The organism is Iodobacter sp. (assembly GCF_025352645.1).
Classification (GTDB): Bacteria; Pseudomonadota; Gammaproteobacteria; order Burkholderiales; family Chitinibacteraceae; genus Iodobacter.
Map to the genome: position 1 here is coordinate 40,291 of NZ_JANXSO010000105.1, position 19,702 is coordinate 59,992.

The window sequence follows — 19,702 nt, forward strand, 5'->3', positions numbered from 1 at the left end:
ATAAATACTATTTTTCCCTTGGTTTTGTTAATTTGGGTAAAGGCTTGAAACGTATCTTACTAAGCTCAATTAATTCAATATTGTCAGGGCTGGCGAGCCATCTTCGTGTTTCGATAAAGCCAAAAAAACTGTAAAGCGACACCGCGGGGACATTTTTCGCCGCAGTGGAAACTGTGAAGTTACATTGGTCGAAAAGCGATAGAGCTCTCGCCAACAGGCCGCTCCCCACTTGCCGTCTTTGTGCTGAAGGCTTGACGACCAAAGACGAAATACACAGGGAGTCAGGACAAGGTTTTTTACAAATGCTGACAACTCCGACTAGCTCATTGAGCTGATACGCTCCGTAGAAATTTTCGCAGCTTTCCTGAATATCTACGACCGTTACCTGTAGGGGCGGAAAGTCCTTTACTCCTAGTAACTCAGCCTCTTGGCTGTATGCAGCCATTTGCACCGCATGAATTTGAGCTGCAACAGCGTGGTTTTTGTTGAGCAATGCCACAAATTGGCTTGAAATCATTTTCTGCGCTCTAGTATTAGAAGTAAAAAAACTGCTGTCTTTACTTATTACTTAGGCCACTTATGCAGTTGCAATTTGCTCGAGAATCGAGGGTAGTGCCAGCATGCTTGAAAACGTATTGCCTTGCGCTACTAAGTGTGGGGCGTAGTGAAGCGCTTGCATGCCAGCAGCAGCGGCGGCTTTGAGGCCGACAGGGCTATCCTCTACTACAACGCATTGTTCAGGAGCAAAGCCTAGCGTGGCTGCGGCATGCAAAAATAAACCAGGATCGGGCTTCCATGATTTGACGAGGTAAGAGCTAAATAGCCTTTCGCCAAAATGTGTCGCAAGTCCCGTAATGGCAAGAGCATGCCTGATTTTTTCAGGAGGCCCGCTGGATGCTATGCAAAATGGGTGCTGGATTTGCCCTAGCATTTCAGGTACACCCCGCATTGGCTTTAACTCCGTCGCAAATAAATCCGCTACACGCTGGCGGTAACGGGCTTCAAACCCTTCTGGCAATGAGTGACCCAGTTTGTTTTCGATATCGCTAAGAATCTCCGCAAGTTTCTTCCCTCGGTAACGGTTAACAAGGGACACGACTGTTTCGCTTAGCGAAGGAAGCAGGTCGAGAAAAGCTTGGTTGCAGAGGGGCTCGCTATCAACCAGAGTGCCGTCAAGATCAAAAATCACGAGCAACTGAACCATATGGTAGGCCTGATTTTAGAAGGGGGTCTCAATTCTATCAACTTAAGGACAATGTCTTAATCGTAACGCACTGATGCTTAAGTTAATGGATTGGGTAAGCCTTACTTGGCAATTTTAGTTTGTTTTTCCCAGATAGATAAAATTGCATCTAATCGTTGGGATTGTTGCTCTTGTTTTGTAAGTAGTAAATCTACTCGTTGCTGCTGCTCTTCGGCCTTAGTGGCTTGTTCCATATATTTCTTCATTGCTAATGTTTGATTTGCCGACTCTACTGAAGCTTCAGGGGGAGCGGTTGGCCGTATTAAGCAGATCCATATAATGCCAAAAACAATAGAAAAAACTATTTTTTTAATGAGAAAAATAGCGAATTACTTGATGATTGTATGCATGAATAAGTCGTCCGATAGTCATTTTATGCTTAAGTTTTGATGAGTAAGCAAACTTATTGTATTGAGATTGCTGAATGGGTTATTGATGGCGATTGTTGAATACGCAACCAAGGCCAGCGTTGCTGGTAAGACGTAGCTTTTCTGATAAACAAGGGCTCGTGCGGGGTGAGGGGGTTAGGGGTAAGCAGCCCTTCGTATAAGAGCTGAAGGCCATTGGGGGCGTACACTTCTTTATTATTGATGCCCACGCAAGTTGCCGGAATAAGAAAGCGATCAATGCCTTCTTTTGCGCTGCCCAAGGGGGAGTAGGGATGGCCGAAATCTGCTTCGTACCAGCAATGAACGCGCGCTTGATTGGCTACTTCTACGGTGATGTTCAGCTCTGCCAGCACTCCTTCTACATGCAGCTGAACTTCGCGCTCCGCAGCCACGCTGAGGTCTGTTGCATCGAAGTAAAAGAAATCGTAGTCCTTAATATTGCTTTCGGGGGCTTGGCCTGAGAGTGAATTCCAAATGGTTTGGAAAAGGCAGCCAGCGACCAGCCAACCCTCTTTTAGCCCTAAGGCATCCCAGCGCTCAATAATTTTTGCGTTATTGCGGTTTTGCAGCACGTTGGCAAGAAATGTAGCTTGCATGTTGGCCTGTGGTTGAGTTGTAGGGGCTTCCCTATTGCTAGCAGGTTAGAGCAGGCTTAAATATTACCAGCTAGTCCCACTTTGAAAAAACGCTACTGCATTTTATTGCAGTAGCGCTGATGGTTTATTACTTAATCATCTTTGCAACTTTTGCTTCAAATTCATCAAAGCGTTGTTTAAGCGCCTGCATTTCAGATTTTTTTTCTGCTTGGCCTAAAAATGAATACTGGATGCTATTCATGGCCGTGTTTTTTAGCTCGTCGTAAGATGGTTTGTAGCGGCTGGCGTAGAGCAGGTATTCGCCGCTGAGATTATTACGTGACACGCCCGGATCATCGCTGGATATTACAAAGGGCACGCCGTGGCGGCGGTAAACCTGAATAGGGTGGGCCTCATTTTTTATCCCAAGAATAAACTCATTACTGCTGAGGTTAACTTCTACCGCAATATCTTTTTCTTTTAGTTTCTTTAAAAGAAGATCGGCATTTTTTTCGTGGGTGATATCAATGCCGTGGCCGATCCGATTTGCGCCAGCGATTTGTACTGCATCATTAATATGATTTTTTAATCCTTCTGGCGGCACCATGCCAAGTGCTAATTCACCCGCGTGCAGGGCGAGTTTGCTATCTGGGTAGCGTTTCTTAAAGAATTTAAACATCTGCATATGCAAATCATAATCACGCATCGCAACGTGTTCATTTTCTGGCCCAACAATATTAACGGCCACAATTAAATCGCTGGCTTTATCTGCGGCAAAAGCGGAATACATTTGGCTAAAGACCAATGATGGCGATAGATTGCGCAATACATAGGCTTGTACGCGTAATTTAAAATCGCTGCTATCAATGCCTTTGGCTGCGTCTTCCATAGTTTTGATATAGGCGCTAATTTGTTGCTGGCTGGTGGCGTCTTGCGCCATAAAATCGGCGTAACGGGCAAAAATGGCTTCAGCATTGTTTGGGTTTTGTACCAGTTGATTTATTTCTTGGTCTAATTCTTTATTGCTGATACCTGGGGCCAAATCGACCATGGTTTCTAAGTATTGTACGTTTTCTGCCTGCGCACGCTCTTTTAAAGATTGAAAGCCTTCGTGCATGGCGTAGCTGGCAACCGGCATAAAATAGAAAAAGGTATTAAAGAAGTTTTGATCGGGTGCGGGCTGATCATGGCTATGGTTGCTGAAATCTTTATCCGACCATTTTTGCAGTAATTCACGATAAAAAGCATTGTTTTGGCGGGTGGCATCGGCGCTTAGGCAAATTTTGCTACTGGCTTCGCTAGGGCTGGTGTTGATATGAAATTTTTGAGCGTTGAGTGCGGCATTGTCTTCGCTATAAATGCAAAATTTTTGTCGGCCTACCCATTCTAGATAGGTTTCAGCATAAATAGCGCCAGAATAATGGTGATGTAAATCAGCACCCTTAGGCAGCATATTCATCAATAGCCCCAGCTCTGCCGTATTGGGTGTGGGGGCGCTGATTAATTGCGAATAGTATTGCTTGGTTTGTGTGTAGTTATTATTGATATCTTTTGCGTGGCCAGCCCCGATTGCAAGTAGGCAGAGTACAAGTAGTTTAGTTTTCATCTTAATCATCTTTTATGGGTGAAATGGTTAATTATAGGCCGCAGTAAAGGAGTAAATGAATAAGGTGTTAGAGCGCTTGCATTTTTTTTAATTGAAGTGTTGAGTGTTTTTAATGCCAGTGTAAACAGATACTTGATTGATATAAAAGGGGAAATGGGAAGAGGGGAAAGCTAAGTTTTTTCTTGGCGAAAATCATACGCCAACTCTTTGTATAAATGAATTTGAAATTAATTAATTCTTGATGATAAGCAGAATATGAATAAATTAAATGTTGCAGATTTTTTTCCGCATAGTTAAACCTTGTTTTTCTGCGGCAAGGATTAGATAGCATGGTTGATCTAACAGCGGTAGGATTTTTCTAGTTGTTTTGAATGCATCAAGCCTTTGTAAAGTTCTTTGGCTGATTATTTCTAGCCAAGCCCGTGGCTTGTGGGTGGCAGGAACGTATTTATGCCGCTGTTCCCAAATGGCATCACAAGCCCGCTGAGTTTTGGGATGCGCATGTTGGCTTGGGGGGGGGTATTACTACGTGCCTAAGCGAGAAGGCTTTATTTAGCGATGCCTATAGCTGAGCACGCGGGTCATTTTCCACTTTTCCTCAGAGAGTTGCCAAATGGTGGTGAAGCCCGTCATGCCTTCGCACTTCTTGTCTGCGAGGCTACAAAGGCGGTGCTCAATTACTTAACGCCTGTATTGACTGCTGGACTGGCCGTCTCTATGGCATTTTTGATACAGAACTCAACAGACTCCAGGCACGCAGCATTTTGCCCAAAGGTAAGCAGCGCTTTTGCATTTTCATATGGCAGCCACTGATACGCTTTGTGTTCTGGAGAGAGTCGTAAATTGACGTGTTCGGAAACATCGCAGTAAAAAACGCGCTCCTGGACCACCGTTGGCTCCAGTCCATATTGGGCTCGCCATTCCGGCTTAATGGGGTAGGTTTGCTTATAACCGCTTGACATCACTGCGCTAGCTACAATTCCAGTCTCTTCAAAAATCTCCCGAATAGCAGCTTGCTCATGAGGTTCACCTGCTTCCAATGCACCTGATATACCCTGCCAGAAATCCGGCAGTGCAAGTTCTGGCCGAGCATTACGCTGAAGGAGTAAATACTTTCTACCATTCATATTGTTTGAAACGAGGAAAACTTGAATTGAAAACGGTAGTCTCATTGAGTTAGCCTGATATTAGGGAAAAGAGAATGGCTTGGGGTTGGGGAGTGTATAAGTTTAGTGTATTAAATATGCGGCAGGTATTTATTGATAATATTTGGATGTATTGCTGAAGTTAGTCAATGATTTAATTTGTATATTACAGTTGCCGTGCCATACGGGCAATCTTAGTGGGTGATGTTACGCAGCAAAATATAAAAACGCAGTCCACGGAAAACACATAAAGCACGAACAGGTGACGCGTTGTCATCATCCAGTGCGTCATTCATAGGCTAAGTAATTAAAATCAATTACTTAGAACCAAGGCAAAGATGGCGTTAGTTAAACCGATGTGTGTTGCTTGTTTTTTCGTGTTTTTAGTGGACAAAAAGCCTTGCGCGTAACATCAGTTAGTAGGTATTCCAAAGTGATGGCGATTGATGGTGGGCCTTATAAGCCGCCAATATTTGCTACCATTTTTTGTACTTTAATATCAGGGTGGCTTTTTAGCTGCTCATATTGCTCGATAAAGTGAAATCCCATTTTTTCATACAGGCGTTTGGCCGGAATATTTTCTGGCGATACAGAGAGCACCACATTGCTGTGGCCTATTTCTTGTGCGTGAAATAATGCGGTATGAATGAGTTTCTCAGCAATGCCTAAACCTCTATTTTTAGGCGAAACCCACATGGCAATCAGATTATATTCGCCATTACTAATAGCCCCTCCAATCAGCGCGATTGCTTTTAAATGATACCAGGCCATGAAATATGTAGGTGGCGTTTTGCAAGCGGCACTATCTTGCCATTGCGTATCAGTAAATTGGGTCGCGTTGGCATAAGCAAGCCCAAATGCCTTAGGGGATTCATTTAAAGATTCTAGGCGTAATTCCTTTAGGGCGATCCAATCCGTTTCTTCGGTTTTTCTAATATGTATATTCATAAATTACCCTGCTTAGCGGCGTTACTCCGCTATTTTTAGCGCCATTCCCGCGTAGGTTGGAATTTAGCCCTGGTGCACTCAACCTCTTTGGGTTTCCAATAAAAGCACCTGATTATGTCTCTTGCTCAATGGACTCTGTGCAGATGGGTTTCTTGAGTGTTGGGCTTGGTTTTTGAATGTGTAGGGCGGGCCGCCCTACGATATTTATAATGAAATTGAGCAAGAGACATAATCAGGTAAAAGCATTCGGGGGAGGCGTGTTCAGTGGAAAAATGTGCGGTTTTATACACTAGCAGATGAATCAATATTTGCAATCAATGAAGCGTGGTGCCTTTGATTACTCCGTTTGCTGGGCCATGACATCTCGATGGAAAGGCTAGGCGGTGTGTGCTGCACCACGCAGGCTTTTCTTCATAAAGTAGCGTGAGTATCCAGTTGGGTAATTTGGAAGCTCGGCAAAGCAGGTGTAGCCCATACGCTCGTAGAAGCCTTTGGCTTGAAACTCGTAAGTATCTAGCCATGCGCTAGTGCAACTTCTGGAAATGGCCTCTTCCTCTGCCATACCAAGGAGCTTAGAGCCGATGCCTTCTCCTCGGTGAGATGCGGGGACAAGCAGAAGTTGCGTAAATAGCCATTCGTAACCCGTATAGCCCCAAAGGCCGCCAACGATCTTGCCATCTTCGTCAGCTATTGTGATAACAAGGGGGCGGCTATTCCCAGGGCCGGCTTGGCTGGTGTTGTATTCAACCAGCGGGCCAAGAATGGCTTTGCGAACTTGCTCGTCCGCTACATCGGTAAGGGAGAGTTTGTAGTTCATAGGATCTCGGTAAGGATATATGTGGTTTTGAGGTCTCTAACGTTAAAAGTAAGGGCTAAACTCTGGGATGGTGCAAAACAAGGCCCTGTGGCCAGTGCCGTTTGACTGGCGTGCTAGGCCTTTGTTGTTACGAGATTAACTAAGGCTGATTGGCTTAGCTTCAGGATGAGTAACGGTGTGAGCCGCTCATTCTCCAGCATCGGTAACAGCGTTGCGCCAGTAGTGCGGTTGCAACTCAGATAGCCTCTTGGGCTGCCATTCTCCTGGCTGTCCGGGGACGGCAACGGCAACGGCCACCTCAACATCGGGGCCCCATAAGGCCAATCGCTCTTGGCAGATGCCACATGGCGCCAGAATAAGGAATGGCCTGCCAGCTTGGCTGCGAGAGACGCATACAGAGAGCGACTACTCTGGCCCCACAATCCGATTTGCCTCGCAATAGGCCCCTGTTTCGTGGCATAGGCTTGCCCCAGAGTTGGGCGCGTCAAAGCAAACGCTGGTAAACGTTTGGCCAGAATCGGTTCGAATCGCCGCTGCACCAGCGTAGCCCGTTGGGAACCGTGAGAGTGCCTGTTGTATTGCGAGCTCTACAAGTGACTGATTTAGTGCCATGTGGTGCCTATGGCTGGAGTAAAGCGGGCTGCCAAATGCAGCCCGCTTGAACAATTGCTTAGGCTGATTACGCTCGCTTTATAAGGCGCACTATAAACAGCAATACAACGGCTCCGATAGTGGCGACGATAATGCTGCTCATCAGACCGCCGCCAACCGAGATGCCTAGCGCGGGGAGCAGGGCACCGCCGACAAATGCGCCGATTACGCCAACGACAAGATCCCCTAAGAGGCCAAAGCCGCCGCCTTTTACCAATAATCCAGCCAGCCAGCCAGCAATCACGCCGACAATAAGAAACCAAAGAAGATTCATTTTTTAATCCAAAGTTGGAGAACGGTGGGGGTGGGAATTAAGTCGCTAGAATACATTTTAAAAGCGGCCTAACGTAAAAGTAAGGGGTTTGCCACTGAAATGGTTTAAAAGCATAGTCCGATATAATTCAGGGAACTTAAAAAAACCATCTGATCTCATAATACTGCGTTGCACATTAAAAAATCTCCTTACATATTCAAGCATATGCAGTGTCGATTTTTTTAATACCCGCCTTGTCTTATTTAGTAGATAAGTTTTTCAAGGTTCCCTATCGTCAAAGTGATAAGTACGACCAGTTGTCGCGGCACTTTAGCATTCGCATTGAGCAAGTTTATGCACTACTTTATCTAATTCCATCGCTTACGTCATCTAAAAGAAACGGCGACGGATGACATCGTGCTTTTCTTTATCCATCTTTCGGTTGCAAAGAGTGTGTAGGCTTTAGTGCTAAATAAGGCGTAGTTTGCTTTGCTGTTTCTTTTTTTAGCAGGTATTAAAGCTGGATTTTCCTTGGCTAAGCGGGGTGGCAGAGGCTAAAGCGCCTAAGCGTTTGTTGTGGTGTGATGCTTAGGGAGTTAGGAGGGACAGATAAAGCAGAGATAGTCTGTGCTTTTGGTGCGTGTTCGCAGCCTAAAGCGGCGATGAGGTTAGGCCTAATGCCTAGGCAACATCACTCGTACGATCAGGCCATGGGGGTCTGCATCACGTAGCTCGATGCTGCCTTTATGGCGTTCGGTGATTTCTTTGACGATGGCCATGCCTAGGCCGCAGCCATTGCCGGTTTGTTCACGGCGGTAGAAGCGCTCGAACACGCGTTCTTTATCTGAATCTGGGATGCCTGCGCCATCGTCTTCTACCTCCACTACATAGTATTCGCCTTCAATGTTGAGGCGGGCGGTGATGTTGCAGCCGCGTGGTATGTATTTGATAGCGTTTTCGATCAGGTTGGTAAATAGCTCGCGCAGCAAGGCGGAGTTGCCGTTCATGGGGGCTTCGGATAAGTGGGTGTCACAGCCTAAATCCATGCCTGCAGCTAGGGCGCGGGGTACGCATTCTGCGGTAAGCTCACGGATGACTTTGGCTAAATCTAGCGCAACGCGTGGCATGCCTTTTGCGCTGTCTGGCTCTGATCTGGCCAGTGTTAGTAGCTGGTTTACTAGGTGAATGCTGCGGTTGGCGCTGGTATGCACCATGGTGAGCCGGTTGCTTAGGCCTTCTGGCGTGCTTTCACGCATGGCTAGCTCGGTTTGCGATTTTAGCCCTGCCAAGGGGGTGCGTAATTGGTGGGCAGCATCGGCAATAAAGCGGCGTTGTCTGGCTACGCTTTCATTGGTGCTGCTGAGTAAATGGTTGAGCGCAGAGGTAAGCGCGCCGACTTCTTCTGGCTCGTCATCTAATAATAGTGGTGATGGGTCTTGGCCAGAGTGTTCTTCTACGCGGCGTTGTAGGCGGGCCAGCGGGCGTAGCCCACGGTTGATTCCCCACCAAACCAATAGACTCATGATAAAAATCAGCAGGGCTAGCGGCGCGGCGATGGCGATTAAAATCTCTCTAGAGAGTTTATTGCGTATTTGGGTGCTTTTGCCGAGCTGTACGTGTAGCCATTGCTGTTTATTAGCAATTTCCATGGGGAAATATAGCGAGACAATGCGCATTGCTTCGCTTTGGACATTGGTATCGTAAAAAACCGCTTTATTGTCGGGTTTTTTATGATTGAGCGAAGGGGGCAGTTGGCTATTACCAAGGATGACGCCGCCAGAGCTGAGCGTCACCATATAATAAAGGTGTTCGTCGGAATCGTCTTCAAGCAATAGTTGTGAAGCGCGAGGAAAATCAATAATCAGGCCGTTATCTTGCGGCTTGATTTGGCGGGCAATGGCGCGCGCGGTTTGGAGCAGACTATTGTCGATTACCGTATTGGTGTAGTACTTGGCTACGTTGTAGCTCAAGAACGCACCGGCAAGCCAAAGCACCCCCTGCGGTATAAGTAACCACAGGAGGAGCTGTCGCTTGATAGAGAACTTACCCCTCAACATCCTGCGCTTGAGGAGGTTGCTTCTCGAGTAAATAGCCAAGACCACGGATGGTACGGATCACAACGCCACAAGGATCTAGCTTCTTGCGTAAGCGGTGAACGTAAACTTCAATGGCGTTAAGGCCCACTTCAGCATTTTCGGAACCTAGCTCGCCAACGATCTGCTCTTTGGTCACCACACGATCAATATTAGACATCAATATTTCGAGTACGGTGAGTTCGCGGGCAGAAAGATCCAGCGGCGTGTCATTGCACCAAGCACGTTGACCAGCGCGATCTAAACGCAAGTTGCCGAGCTGTTGCACGGATTGCGGTAAGATTTTGCTGCGACGAAGCAGGGCACGCAAACGCGCTTCAAGTTCAGAGAACTCAAATGGCTTGGCAAGGTAATCATCGGCACCTGCATCTAAACCGGCTACGCGATCTTCCAAGCCATCCAGAGCCGTCAGGATCAGGATAGGTAGGGAAGGTTTGTGCTGACGAACGTTTTTTAAAACTTGCAAGCCATCCATATTTGGCAAGCCAACGTCCAACACCACAACTTCGTAGTCGTTGTGCAGTAAAATTTGTAAGGCAAGAGCGCCGTCATTAACGCAATCAACCTGAAACTCAGCCTGAGACAGGCTAGTTTTCAGAGCATCAGCGAGAATTAGGTCGTCTTCAGCGAGAAAGAGCTTTGTGCTCATGGTCTGAACCTCGTTTTGTAAGAATAAGCTTACCGTCAGTTTAACTGTAATTTCATCAATACCCAAGTTAATTTTGCGCACCTAAAGCTTGGGCTCTGCTTAATGTGCATTGTTGTGTATTGTCTATAGCAGTGTTGTCAGTAAGTAGCCAGCCAGAAAGCTCTTTTTTTGTCAGCGCTGCTAAAGAATCTATCCAAAGAGGGGAATCATTCAGGCAGGGGATGTAGTGGTACTCCTTACCACCGGCCTGTAAATAGTCCTGTTTTCCTTCAATTGCGATTTCTTCAAGTGTTTCTAAACAGTCAGCTACAAACCCAGGGCAGATTACATCTAGCCTACCGGTGTTGGCCTTGCCCAGCTTATGCAAGGTGGCGGTTACATAAGGTTGCAACCATTCTGCACGGCCAAATCTAGATTGAAACGCCACGGTATATTCTGATTCGGCAAGGTCGAGTTCTTCGGCTAATAAACGCCCCGTTTTGCGGCAATAGCAGTGGTACGGATCGCCCTTATCCAAGGTGTAGCGCGGCACGCCGTGAAAGCTGATAAGTAAATGGTTGCCTCGTCCCTTTGCTTGCCAATAGCTGCGTACTTGCTCGGCAAGGGCTTTGATATAGCCAGCGTCATCATGAAAGCCACGCAGGGTACGGATAGCGGGCTGGTTGCGATATTGGGCTAGCACGCGGCCTACTTCATCAACTACGGTGGCGCTGGTGCTGGCTGAGTATTGTGGATAGAGCGGCAGAATCAGTAATTTATCGCAGCCAGCGGCTTTCAGCTTAGCCATCTGCGCTGCAATCGAGGGCTGGCCATAGCGCATGGCATAGTCTACTAAAACCTCTTTGTGGCCTTGCTCGCCTAGCCAGCCTTTTAAAAGTTTACTCTGCCTTTGTGTCCAGACTTTTAAAGGGGAACCTTCGCTCATCCATACACTTGCATATTTGGCAGCGGTTTTTTTAGGCCTAAAAGGCAGGATAAAGGCGTTAAGAATCACCCACCACACCGCTCTTGGTATTTCTACCACGCGTGGGTCAGATAAAAACTGCCGTAAATAGGGGCGAATCGCTGCTGGGGTGGGGGCTTCTGGTGTACCTAGGTTAACTAAAAGCACACCAATGCGGCTTTGCTGATCGTGGCGAAAGGATGGCTCGGGTAAGTAAGAGGACATAATTTAGGCTCGGTTTGGCTGCTGTGTGCTGACCCACGCGGATATTTGTTGGCGTGGGGTGTGGTTTGTTGGGTGTTGGTCAGGTATGAAAGCCACTGCTTATATAGCAGTGTGTTTTTATCTGGCGGGTATAATCCATGTGCGCTTAGTAAATATTGGGTCATATGCAGGATTGAGTTAAATATTAAACCCTCGATTCCACAGGCATCCACAGCGGTTTACAGAGGAAATGGGGTTGCACCCCAATCCTATCAACTTAAGGGCACTGTTGATCGTAAAACCTTAAGCGATCAACTTAGATCTATCTATTGCAAGCGTTGAAACATCGTAGGGCGGGTCATACGGTATGGCTAGCTTGATCCACGTCACAATACCTGCCGCTTATCATAACAGCCCAGCTTGCAGTAGGTCATGAGTGAAAATGACGTACTGCTTGCTGCAACTTAAGTAGTGCCTCGGCATCCCCTCCGTATCTTGTGGTGATATATTGCTGGGCAATGTAATTTATGGCGTGATTGTACTCAGGCCATAGCAAGCTGGCACGTAGGCTAAATGTAAGAGGCCCTTCATTGGGTGCGCGAATACAGCCCCGCTTGGCTAATTTGCGGCAAAACTGCTGCCAGAGCTGGCTTGCTGCATCTTGCTTAGGCTTGGCGCTGCGGGTGGCGATTAAAAATAAAGTAATAAGTACCACGCTTATCGCTAACAGCATACGTAGGATAAATTCACTGGATAACACTTCATCAATGCCTAGTTTTTTAAATAGCTGCATTTGCTTGCGCATATCGTAACCAATGACCCATTGATTCCAGTTGTTAACTAGGCTGTCCCAGTGCAGCCGTAAATCTTGCAGCCATGCAGGGGGCGCACCGCCCATAAAGGGCAAGGCATCTGCATTATTGAAACCATTCATTAAGCCTTCGTTGATCCGGGCGGGGGCTACCATCGCCGTGGGGTCTACGCGCTGCCAGCCATTGCCTGCTAGCCATACTTCGGTCCATGCGTGGGCATTGGCTTGGCGCACAATAAGATATTGGCCGTTTTGATTCCATTGGCCGCCCTGATAGCCACCCACTACGCGGCTGGGAACGCCAGCGGCGCGCATCAAAAAAGTAAATGCCCCTGCGTAATGCTCACAAAAGCCTTGTTTATACTTAAATAAAAACGAATCGATGCTATTAGTGCCATTCATCAGCGGCGGGCTAAGTGTGTAGCTGTAGCCACCATTGCGTATCCATTGCAGGCCACGATTGACGCGCTCTATGGGTGGAAGCGTACTCCAGCTGGCGGCAAGCTTTCTGGCCTCTGGATTGCCCGCCTTGGGGAGCTGTAATGCGGCAGGCAGCGTGTTATCGCTGGTGGTTTTCCATGCGCTATGGCTTTCAATGCGATAGCGTTGGCGTTCGGTAATGGGGCTGCTATTCACTGCTTGCATGCGGTTGCTGAGCATGGCGGTATCGGGTAGCGATTCAGGAAGATCGAGTGCCAATAGCCAATTGCGATTGTGTGGCTCCATTGTCATGGTGTAGGCCAGTAGTGGGCCACGAGTTTCAATGCTAGGGCCTCCGGTTTGATCCATGCTGGGCTGCTGCCAGCCTTCACCATCAAAAAAATCAAACACGGGGCCACGCCAATAGCGTGCGGCAGGCTTGGGAATGGCGCCTTCAAATTCCACCCGAAACGCCACGCTTTGATCTTTGGCTAGCTGGCTAAAATTGCCGGGGCGCATTTCATCCGATAGGCCGGTGCGCGCGCTTAGTTGCTCATCCGGCATGCTCCATAGCGGGGTAAGTCTTGGAAAAAAGAAAAATAATAAAATGGCGATAGGTAGGGCTTCTAACAGCATCAGCAGCAGTTGCTTGCTGAGCGCCCACCATGCTTGTGTGCTTTGCCATTGCATAAGCTGCCCAGTAATGGCCAGCATGGCCAAAATAGCCCAAAGTAAAATCCATTGCGATTGGGCAATTAAAAATCCCGCACCCACTAAGAAATAAGCCAAGAGGCTGACAAGTTTAATATCGCGCTGGCTGCGGGTTTCAAACAGCTTAACGGTGGCAAGGCTGGCTAAGGCCGCCACACCGCCTTGGCGGCCGATCAGGCTTTGATATTCCAGCCAAATCAGAGCAAATAAGCCAAGGGCTAATAAAAAGCGCACAGCGGTAGAGGGCAGAGTATGGCCGCGATAGCTGATCCAAGCGCGCCACAGCAGCAAGCCCCCCAGCGCCAGTGTGAGCCAAGGGCTAAATTGCAAGCCATGCGGCAGTAGCACCAGTGCAAAAGTGGCGATCAAATATTGCAAGGGTCGGCGCTCAAGTGAGGCATTCATTCAAACAGCGCCAAGGCGTTTAAGCAGCTGATTTGATGCGCAGCGCCTTTTTCCGCATCAATCTGCATATGCGGTAGGGCCAAGCCATAGGGTACGCCCATTTGCTCGGCGGCTAATATCCATGCAACCAGTCTTGATAGCCTTGCCTCGTTATCTAATTCATTAAGCTGATCCCAATTAAACACTTGTGGCGATAGCCCTTCTGCATCAAAAAACTTAACGGGTAAGGTTTCGCTGTGCGCGGCTTGCTTCCATGCAATTCTGCGTAAGGAATCGCTTGGGGTGTAGGGGCGCAGCCCAGCAAAGTCTTCTTCACCCATGCCTGTTTGCGCCGTATGCCCGCCACCTAATGAGGGGGCCCAAGGCGGTGGGTCAATCTCTGGGTGAGGCCAAACTAAGCAGCGGGCGGGGCTATTGAGGTAGCTCCAAGCATGGCAAAGGCCCATTGGATAATGGCTAGAAAGATGCAAGGTGGGGGCAAATAGCCAGCCACGGCGCTGGCTAAGCAGGGGAATGCTGAGGTGGGCATCGCGCTCAATGACACCACACTCTAAAGCTAGTGGTTTAATCTTTTGCTTAAAGTAAAAGTAAATAGCGCGCTTGGTTAGCCGATTAGGATTGTTAAGTTGCAAAGGGAAATAAGCTGTTTCACCGGCAAAAACAGCGGGAGCATCAAAAAGTTGCAAACGCAGTTTTAATAAATTTCTAAATGTGCGTAGCAAGATGGCGTGGCCTAGCCCCAATAAGGTAAAGGCAAATAAATAAGCCAAGCTAAGCTGGTAATTAATCGCCCCAATTAAAACCAGTAAGGCGGTAAAGGTAAACGCATAGCCAAAGCCACTGGGCAAAATATAGATGCGATCATACTTTAGCGTTTGGGCGCTATTTTGTGAGGGATGCCGCCGACTAAACCATTGCTCGCGGCGTTGAGACAACCATTTTAGTTTGGGCATAGATAAACTTCTAAAGGAAGCAAAGTGGTGTGGGAGATTGCCGGTTTGGTAAAAAAACTTCCCTGTGTAATGGCCTCACGGCCTACAGATTGATTTAAGTTAATGACATAAACCCTGATTATGCCTCTTGCTCAATCTCATTATAAATACCGTAGGACGGGTGAAACCCAATCCTATCAACTTAAGCAATCTGCCCTTCGTAGGGCGGGTGCAACCCGCGAATAATGCTGAAAAAACGCGGGTTGCACCCTCCCTACTAAAAGATACATTTTGTTGTAACGCCGTATTTTGTTATGGCAACGATTTAAGTTGATGCGTATAAGGGCAAGGTAAAGCGCTTTGCTCTCCCTTGCATTAAGGCTGATCTGCTTTGGCAAGTCCTTAGGGAATCGCCGTTTCATCCATCAAAGTTTTTACCATTTCTAGCGCGGCCTTGCCGCTGCCTGCCATCACTAATCTATGCTGGGTGACGGGTACAAATACCGCTTGGATATCCTCGGGTAAAACTAAATCTCGGCCATCTAGCCAAGCCCAAGCGCGGGCAGCTTGAATCAAGCCAAGCGCCGCACGCGGTGATAATCCACACATAAATCGCCCTGGTTGGCGCGATGCAGCAATCAGCGCTTGCACATAATCGAGCAGGGCGGGGGCGACATGCACATCGCGCACGGCGTTTTGGCTGCTTTGCAAATCATTGCTGCTGATGGCTTCAGGCAGTGTTTCAATTAAATGGCGGCGATCTGATCCGGCCAGCATGGCGCGCTCTGCCGTGGAATCGGGGTAGCCTAATTCAATACGCATTAAGAATCGGTCGAGCTGAGATTCGGGCAGTAGAAATGTACCTATTTGATGCGATGGGTTTTGGGTGGCAATCACAAAAAAAGGCTCGGGCAGGGGCCAAGTGGTGCCATCGGCGGTGACTTGCCGCTCTTCCATCGCCTCTAATAGTGCCGATTGGGTCTTGGGTGAGGCACGGTTGATTTCATCGGCTAGCAATAATTGGGTAAAAAGTGGCCCGTGGTGAAACTGAAAGCGTTGGTTTTCTCTATCGTAAATCGATACCCCTGTGAGATCGGCAGGGAGTAAATCGCTGGTGAATTGTACCCGCTGAAACTTAAGCCCTAGCGTGCGGGCTAGGGCGTGGGCGAGTGTGGTTTTGCCAACGCCAGGTAGATCTTCAATCAATAAATGTCCTTGGGCCAAAAGGCAAGATAGCGCTTGGCGAATTTGGATGGGCTTACCCAAAATGATCGCTTCAAGTTGCTTAAGCACCGCAGGTAAGCGAGGGGTCATGATGGGCTTTCCATAGGGTTGTTGGCTCGGCATGGCCGCTGATAAAACGTTTTAAGTGGCTTTGTGTCACTGGCCCTTAGAGGGCTAAATATTATTTTTATTTTAGTGCTTAGTGAATGCTTATGAAAGGCAAGCTGTCTACCTGCTTTCATTGCCACGCTGTTTGCCTGTGGCGTAAACTAATCGTCATGCTTGATGCCTGCTTTTTATGAGTAGACTGTCAGCTTAAATTTGCCTGCTACCTACTATATAGACAGCAAAACCATCCCTTGCTCAGTATGCGGAATCTGCGAGCAACCGGCTTAAATGGCCTGATTGGAGAAAAAATGGAGCTTCACATGAGTAGCGGCCCTAGCGCTTACATCACTCACCCCGCTTGTATCATGCATAGCATGGGCAAAGGCCACCCCGAGTGTGCAGAGCGCCTAGAGGCGATTAAAGATCGCTTAATGGCTGCTGGAATCTGGGATTTTCTATTACATATTGAAGCGCCAGCCGCCACGCGTGAGCAATTGGCACGGGTGCATGGTTTAGATTACCTCGATAGGCTGGCCTTGATTTCGCCTACGCAGGGCTTTGTGCATGCTGATCCTGATACCGCGATGAACCCCTTTACCCTGCGCGCGGCCTATCATGCGGCGGGCGCGGGGATTGCGGCGGTAGATGCCGTGATGCAAGGCAAGGCGGCCAATGCTTTCTGTGGGGTGCGCCCACCTGGCCATCATGCTGAAAAAAATAATGCGATGGGTTTTTGCTTTTTTAATAATGTGGCTGTTGCGGCGAGGCACGCCACTGAGCAATATGGCTTAGAGCGCGTGGCGATTGTGGATTTTGATGTACACCACGGCAATGGCACTGAGGATATTTTGTGTGATGACGATAAGGTCATCATGGTGAGTTTTTTCCAACACCCTTTTTTTCCCTATTCGGGCGATGTGCCACGCGGTGGCAATATGCATAATTTTGCTATGCCACGTGGCACCACGGGCGTGCAGTTTCGTGACTTGGTGTTGGAAAAATGGCTGCCGATTTTGCATGATTTTGCACCGCAGCTGATCTTGATTTCAGCAGGGTTTGACGCGCATTTAGAAGACGAAATGTCAACCATGGGGCTGGTCGAGTCTGATTACGCGTGGGTGACTAAACAGCTGATGAAAGTGGCCGCGCAGCACGCAGCGGGGCGGGTGGTTTCCTTTTTGGAGGGTGGTTACGATCTTTCAGCTCTAGGGCGCAGCGTGGCTGCGCATGTCAAAGAATTGGCGGATATTTAATGCCATTTCAGTTTCTTGTGAGAGCGTAGTAAGCACGCCTCTACTGTAGTTGTTTTTCACCCCGCACAAAACTGACAAGCTAGCTTGCGATTGCTTTGCTATAAATGCCACTAAGATGACAATAAATGGGTGGGGCGATGCGGGGCTTGCTGATATTGCTGCTGTTGGGGTTTTTGGCCGCTTGTGGTGGCGGTGCCAGTGAGTCAACGGGGACAACGGCTAGCTCGGTGGTGGTGGCCAGTGGTGCTGCACAACTCTCTGTTTCATTACAAAACGCTAGTGGGCAGACGGTTACCACCGTTTATGCCAATTCAATCGCCACTTTGGCCGTGGCACTGACCGATGCTAAGGGGGTTCCGCTGAGTAATCGAGTGGTTAAACTCAGCGTTGCTACGTCTTCTTTAAGCAAAATTAGTCCCGAAACCGTATTAACCGATGCCTCGGGTAAAGCGCAGTCGCAGCTGATTACAAATGACAATACGGGGGCGGATGTCATCAATGCCACGATAGACGTGGAAGGCAAAAGCTACACCGGTGCGTTTAACTACAGCGTAAGAGCGCTTAATTTTAGTTTGAGCGCCCCAAGGCTTGATCTAAGCACTATCTCTGCGGGCGGCAGCGTGGGGGTGTCGGTTGATTTGATCAATAGCGAGACGGGTTTGGCCTTAGAAACGCCAGTGAATGTTAGCTTTAGCTCCCCTTGCGCAGAGGCGGGCAAAGCGCTACTCGCATCCCCTGTGCTTTCTGTGCTCAGTAGTGTCAATGGCCTAAAAACAGCCACAGCCTCGGCCACCTACCAAGATAAATCATGCGCCAATGTCGATGAGATCACCGTCACGGCGTCCTTGGGCGGGATTAGCCGCAGCGTGAAAGCCAGTTTAACGGTGCAAGCTGCCGCCGCAGGCAATATTGAGTTTATCAGTGCCGTGCCAGAAACAATCTCCTTGCCGGGTACTGGGGGTAACACCAGTTCAGTTTTACAATTTAAAGTGAAAGATTTACAAGGCAGCCCCATCGGTGGGCAGTGGGTTGATTTTTCTTTAAATACCAGCGTTGGGGGTATCTCGCTGGTGCAAAGCGCCGTGCAAAGCCAGCCTGCAACGGGCTTGGTGCAGGTGGTGGTGAACGCTGGATCGGTGAGTACGGTGGTGCGGGTAACGGCCAGCTTGCGCGGGGTATCTCCCATTATTAGTAGCCAATCCAATGCCCTGACGATTTCTACTGGCTTGCCACATCAAAATGGCTTTAGCTTGGCCGCCGATATTCTAAACCCAGAATTCTTTAGCTACGATGGCAATAGCATTACGCTCACGGCGAGGGCCTCAGATCGCTTTGGTAACCCCGTGCCAGATGGCTCCGCGGTTAGCTTTATGACCGAGGGTGGCATTGGTACGATCACCCCACGCTGCGCTATGGCCAGTGGTGCATGTAAAGTCACGCTGACCAGCTCAGGAGATCGGCGAAAGCTGATTGGGGCAGGGCGGATGACGGTGCTGGCGCATATGCTGGGGGAGGAAAGCTTTAATGATCTTAATGGCAATGGCGTTTTTGATCTGGGCGAGAGCTGGACAGATCAAGGCGAGGCTTTTTTAAATGCCAATGAAGTGCCGCATAGTAGCCCGCTTAGCTTGCTGGCCGCAGATGGCAGCACTTATGTAGAGCCCTTTATCGATTTTAATGGTGATGGCGTTTATAACGGCCCAGATCTGCAATACAACGGCGTACTACGCTCGGCCAGTATCCCCGCTAGCGTGGCTAAAACCATCCATGTATCGAGCAATATTGTGATTGTTTGGGCAGGGAGTAGCTTGGGGGCTAATGTGTTGAATTATCCAGTGGGTGCCAGTAAATTGTGCGCATCCAATAATCTACTGAGCCGGTTTACCTTTGATGCAAGAGACAGCAATGGCAATACCTTGCCCGCCCAAACGCAGATTAGTTTAGATGTTGCACAAACGGTGTTGGTGGATGCCTTGGGTAATGCCATCAACAACCCCGCTGCGATATCTGGCACGAGTACCTTTACCGTGCCAAGTACAATTGGCGTGCAGCAGTTTGGGGCCGCCCTATCCGCCATCGCCTGCCCCATCCCTGCCGATGCGCAACTGGTGGTGAAAGTAAAACTACCCAGTGGCATAGAATCAACGCAGAGCGTGCCTTTGAATTAGCTCAAACAGCAACACTCGCGGTTTGCTCCCACTCAAAGGCATCTTGCTTAAGTTAACCTGATTATGTCTCTTGCTCAAACAAAGCCATATATTGCATGCAGGCGAATATGCTGTAGGGGCGCTGCTTGCTGCGCCCTGCTTAGCTAGGGCGCAG

Annotated in this window: 18 protein-coding genes; 2 read left to right on the forward strand and 16 right to left on the reverse strand. The window is 48.5% G+C overall.

Annotation, left to right across the window (positions count from 1 at the left end):
• Positions 1-7 precede the first annotated feature (7 nt).
• The 16 genes from Q0R17_RS11985 to Q0R17_RS12060 form a co-directional block, all read right to left on the reverse strand.
• Positions 8-517, reverse strand: coding sequence for a GNAT family N-acetyltransferase (locus tag Q0R17_RS11985; RefSeq protein ID WP_293935529.1), 510 nt, complete (start codon positions 515-517; stop codon positions 8-10).
• A 60-nt stretch (positions 518-577) separates the two neighbouring features.
• On the reverse strand, positions 578-1,204 hold the full coding sequence (locus tag Q0R17_RS11990) for an HAD-IA family hydrolase (RefSeq protein ID WP_293935530.1): 627 nt from the start codon (positions 1,202-1,204) through the stop codon (positions 578-580).
• A 101-nt stretch (positions 1,205-1,305) separates the two neighbouring features.
• A complete protein-coding gene (locus tag Q0R17_RS11995) occupies positions 1,306-1,437 on the reverse strand; it encodes a hypothetical protein (RefSeq protein ID WP_293935531.1) in 132 nt (43 codons plus the stop codon).
• A gap of 209 nt (positions 1,438-1,646) precedes the next feature.
• Positions 1,647-2,228 carry a nucleotidyltransferase family protein gene (locus Q0R17_RS12000; RefSeq protein WP_293935532.1) on the reverse strand — a complete coding sequence of 194 codons (582 nt, stop codon included), beginning with the start codon at positions 2,226-2,228 and terminating at the stop codon, positions 1,647-1,649.
• Between the two features lie 127 nt (positions 2,229-2,355).
• Entirely contained in the window at positions 2,356-3,813 is a 1,458-nt protein-coding gene (locus Q0R17_RS12005; protein ID WP_293935533.1) for a hypothetical protein, read from the reverse strand.
• A gap of 677 nt (positions 3,814-4,490) precedes the next feature.
• The gene (locus Q0R17_RS12010; RefSeq protein WP_293935534.1) at positions 4,491-4,985 is read right to left on the reverse strand and encodes an NUDIX pyrophosphatase; all 495 of its coding nucleotides are present in this window, start codon (positions 4,983-4,985) and stop codon (positions 4,491-4,493) included.
• Positions 4,986-5,414: 429 nt separating this feature from the next.
• Positions 5,415-5,906 carry an N-acetyltransferase gene (locus tag Q0R17_RS12015; RefSeq protein ID WP_293935535.1) on the reverse strand — a complete coding sequence of 164 codons (492 nt, stop codon included), beginning with the start codon at positions 5,904-5,906 and terminating at the stop codon, positions 5,415-5,417.
• 376 nt (positions 5,907-6,282) lie between these two features.
• Positions 6,283-6,723, reverse strand: coding sequence for a GNAT family N-acetyltransferase (locus Q0R17_RS12020; protein WP_293935536.1), 441 nt, complete (start codon positions 6,721-6,723; stop codon positions 6,283-6,285).
• A gap of 405 nt (positions 6,724-7,128) precedes the next feature.
• The gene (locus Q0R17_RS12025) at positions 7,129-7,335 is read right to left on the reverse strand and encodes a hypothetical protein (RefSeq protein ID WP_293935537.1); all 207 of its coding nucleotides are present in this window, start codon (positions 7,333-7,335) and stop codon (positions 7,129-7,131) included.
• 67 nt (positions 7,336-7,402) lie between these two features.
• Positions 7,403-7,648: a GlsB/YeaQ/YmgE family stress response membrane protein gene (locus Q0R17_RS12030; protein WP_293935538.1), complete on the reverse strand. Its 246-nt coding sequence runs from the start codon at positions 7,646-7,648 to the stop codon at positions 7,403-7,405.
• A 653-nt stretch (positions 7,649-8,301) separates the two neighbouring features.
• Positions 8,302-9,684, reverse strand: coding sequence for a sensor histidine kinase (locus Q0R17_RS12035; RefSeq protein WP_293935539.1), 1,383 nt, complete (start codon positions 9,682-9,684; stop codon positions 8,302-8,304).
• Entirely contained in the window at positions 9,671-10,369 is a 699-nt protein-coding gene (locus Q0R17_RS12040; protein WP_130107717.1) for a response regulator transcription factor, read from the reverse strand. Before Q0R17_RS12040 ends, Q0R17_RS12035 begins: the two co-directional genes overlap by 14 nt.
• A 67-nt stretch (positions 10,370-10,436) precedes the next feature.
• The gene (gene hemH / locus Q0R17_RS12045; RefSeq protein ID WP_293935540.1) at positions 10,437-11,537 is read right to left on the reverse strand and encodes a ferrochelatase; all 1,101 of its coding nucleotides are present in this window, start codon (positions 11,535-11,537) and stop codon (positions 10,437-10,439) included.
• A gap of 409 nt (positions 11,538-11,946) precedes the next feature.
• Positions 11,947-13,863, reverse strand: a complete 1,917-nt coding sequence (locus tag Q0R17_RS12050) for a DUF3488 and transglutaminase-like domain-containing protein (RefSeq protein ID WP_293935541.1) — start codon at positions 13,861-13,863, stop codon at positions 11,947-11,949.
• Positions 13,860-14,816 (reverse strand): DUF58 domain-containing protein, encoded by a 957-nt coding sequence (locus Q0R17_RS12055; protein WP_293935542.1) that lies wholly within the window; start codon positions 14,814-14,816, stop codon positions 13,860-13,862. The genes Q0R17_RS12050 and Q0R17_RS12055 overlap by 4 nt, the downstream gene beginning before the upstream one ends.
• Before the next feature lie 381 nt (positions 14,817-15,197).
• On the reverse strand, positions 15,198-16,109 hold the full coding sequence (locus Q0R17_RS12060; protein WP_293935543.1) for a MoxR family ATPase: 912 nt from the start codon (positions 16,107-16,109) through the stop codon (positions 15,198-15,200).
• A 338-nt stretch (positions 16,110-16,447) separates the two neighbouring features.
• Between Q0R17_RS12060 and Q0R17_RS12065 the strand changes: the two genes are divergently transcribed.
• Positions 16,448-17,380, forward strand: coding sequence for a histone deacetylase family protein (locus Q0R17_RS12065; RefSeq protein WP_293935544.1), 933 nt, complete (start codon positions 16,448-16,450; stop codon positions 17,378-17,380).
• Positions 17,381-17,517: 137 nt separating this feature from the next.
• The gene (locus tag Q0R17_RS12070; RefSeq protein WP_293935545.1) at positions 17,518-19,548 is read left to right on the forward strand and encodes a hypothetical protein; all 2,031 of its coding nucleotides are present in this window, start codon (positions 17,518-17,520) and stop codon (positions 19,546-19,548) included.
• Positions 19,549-19,702 lie beyond the last annotated feature (154 nt).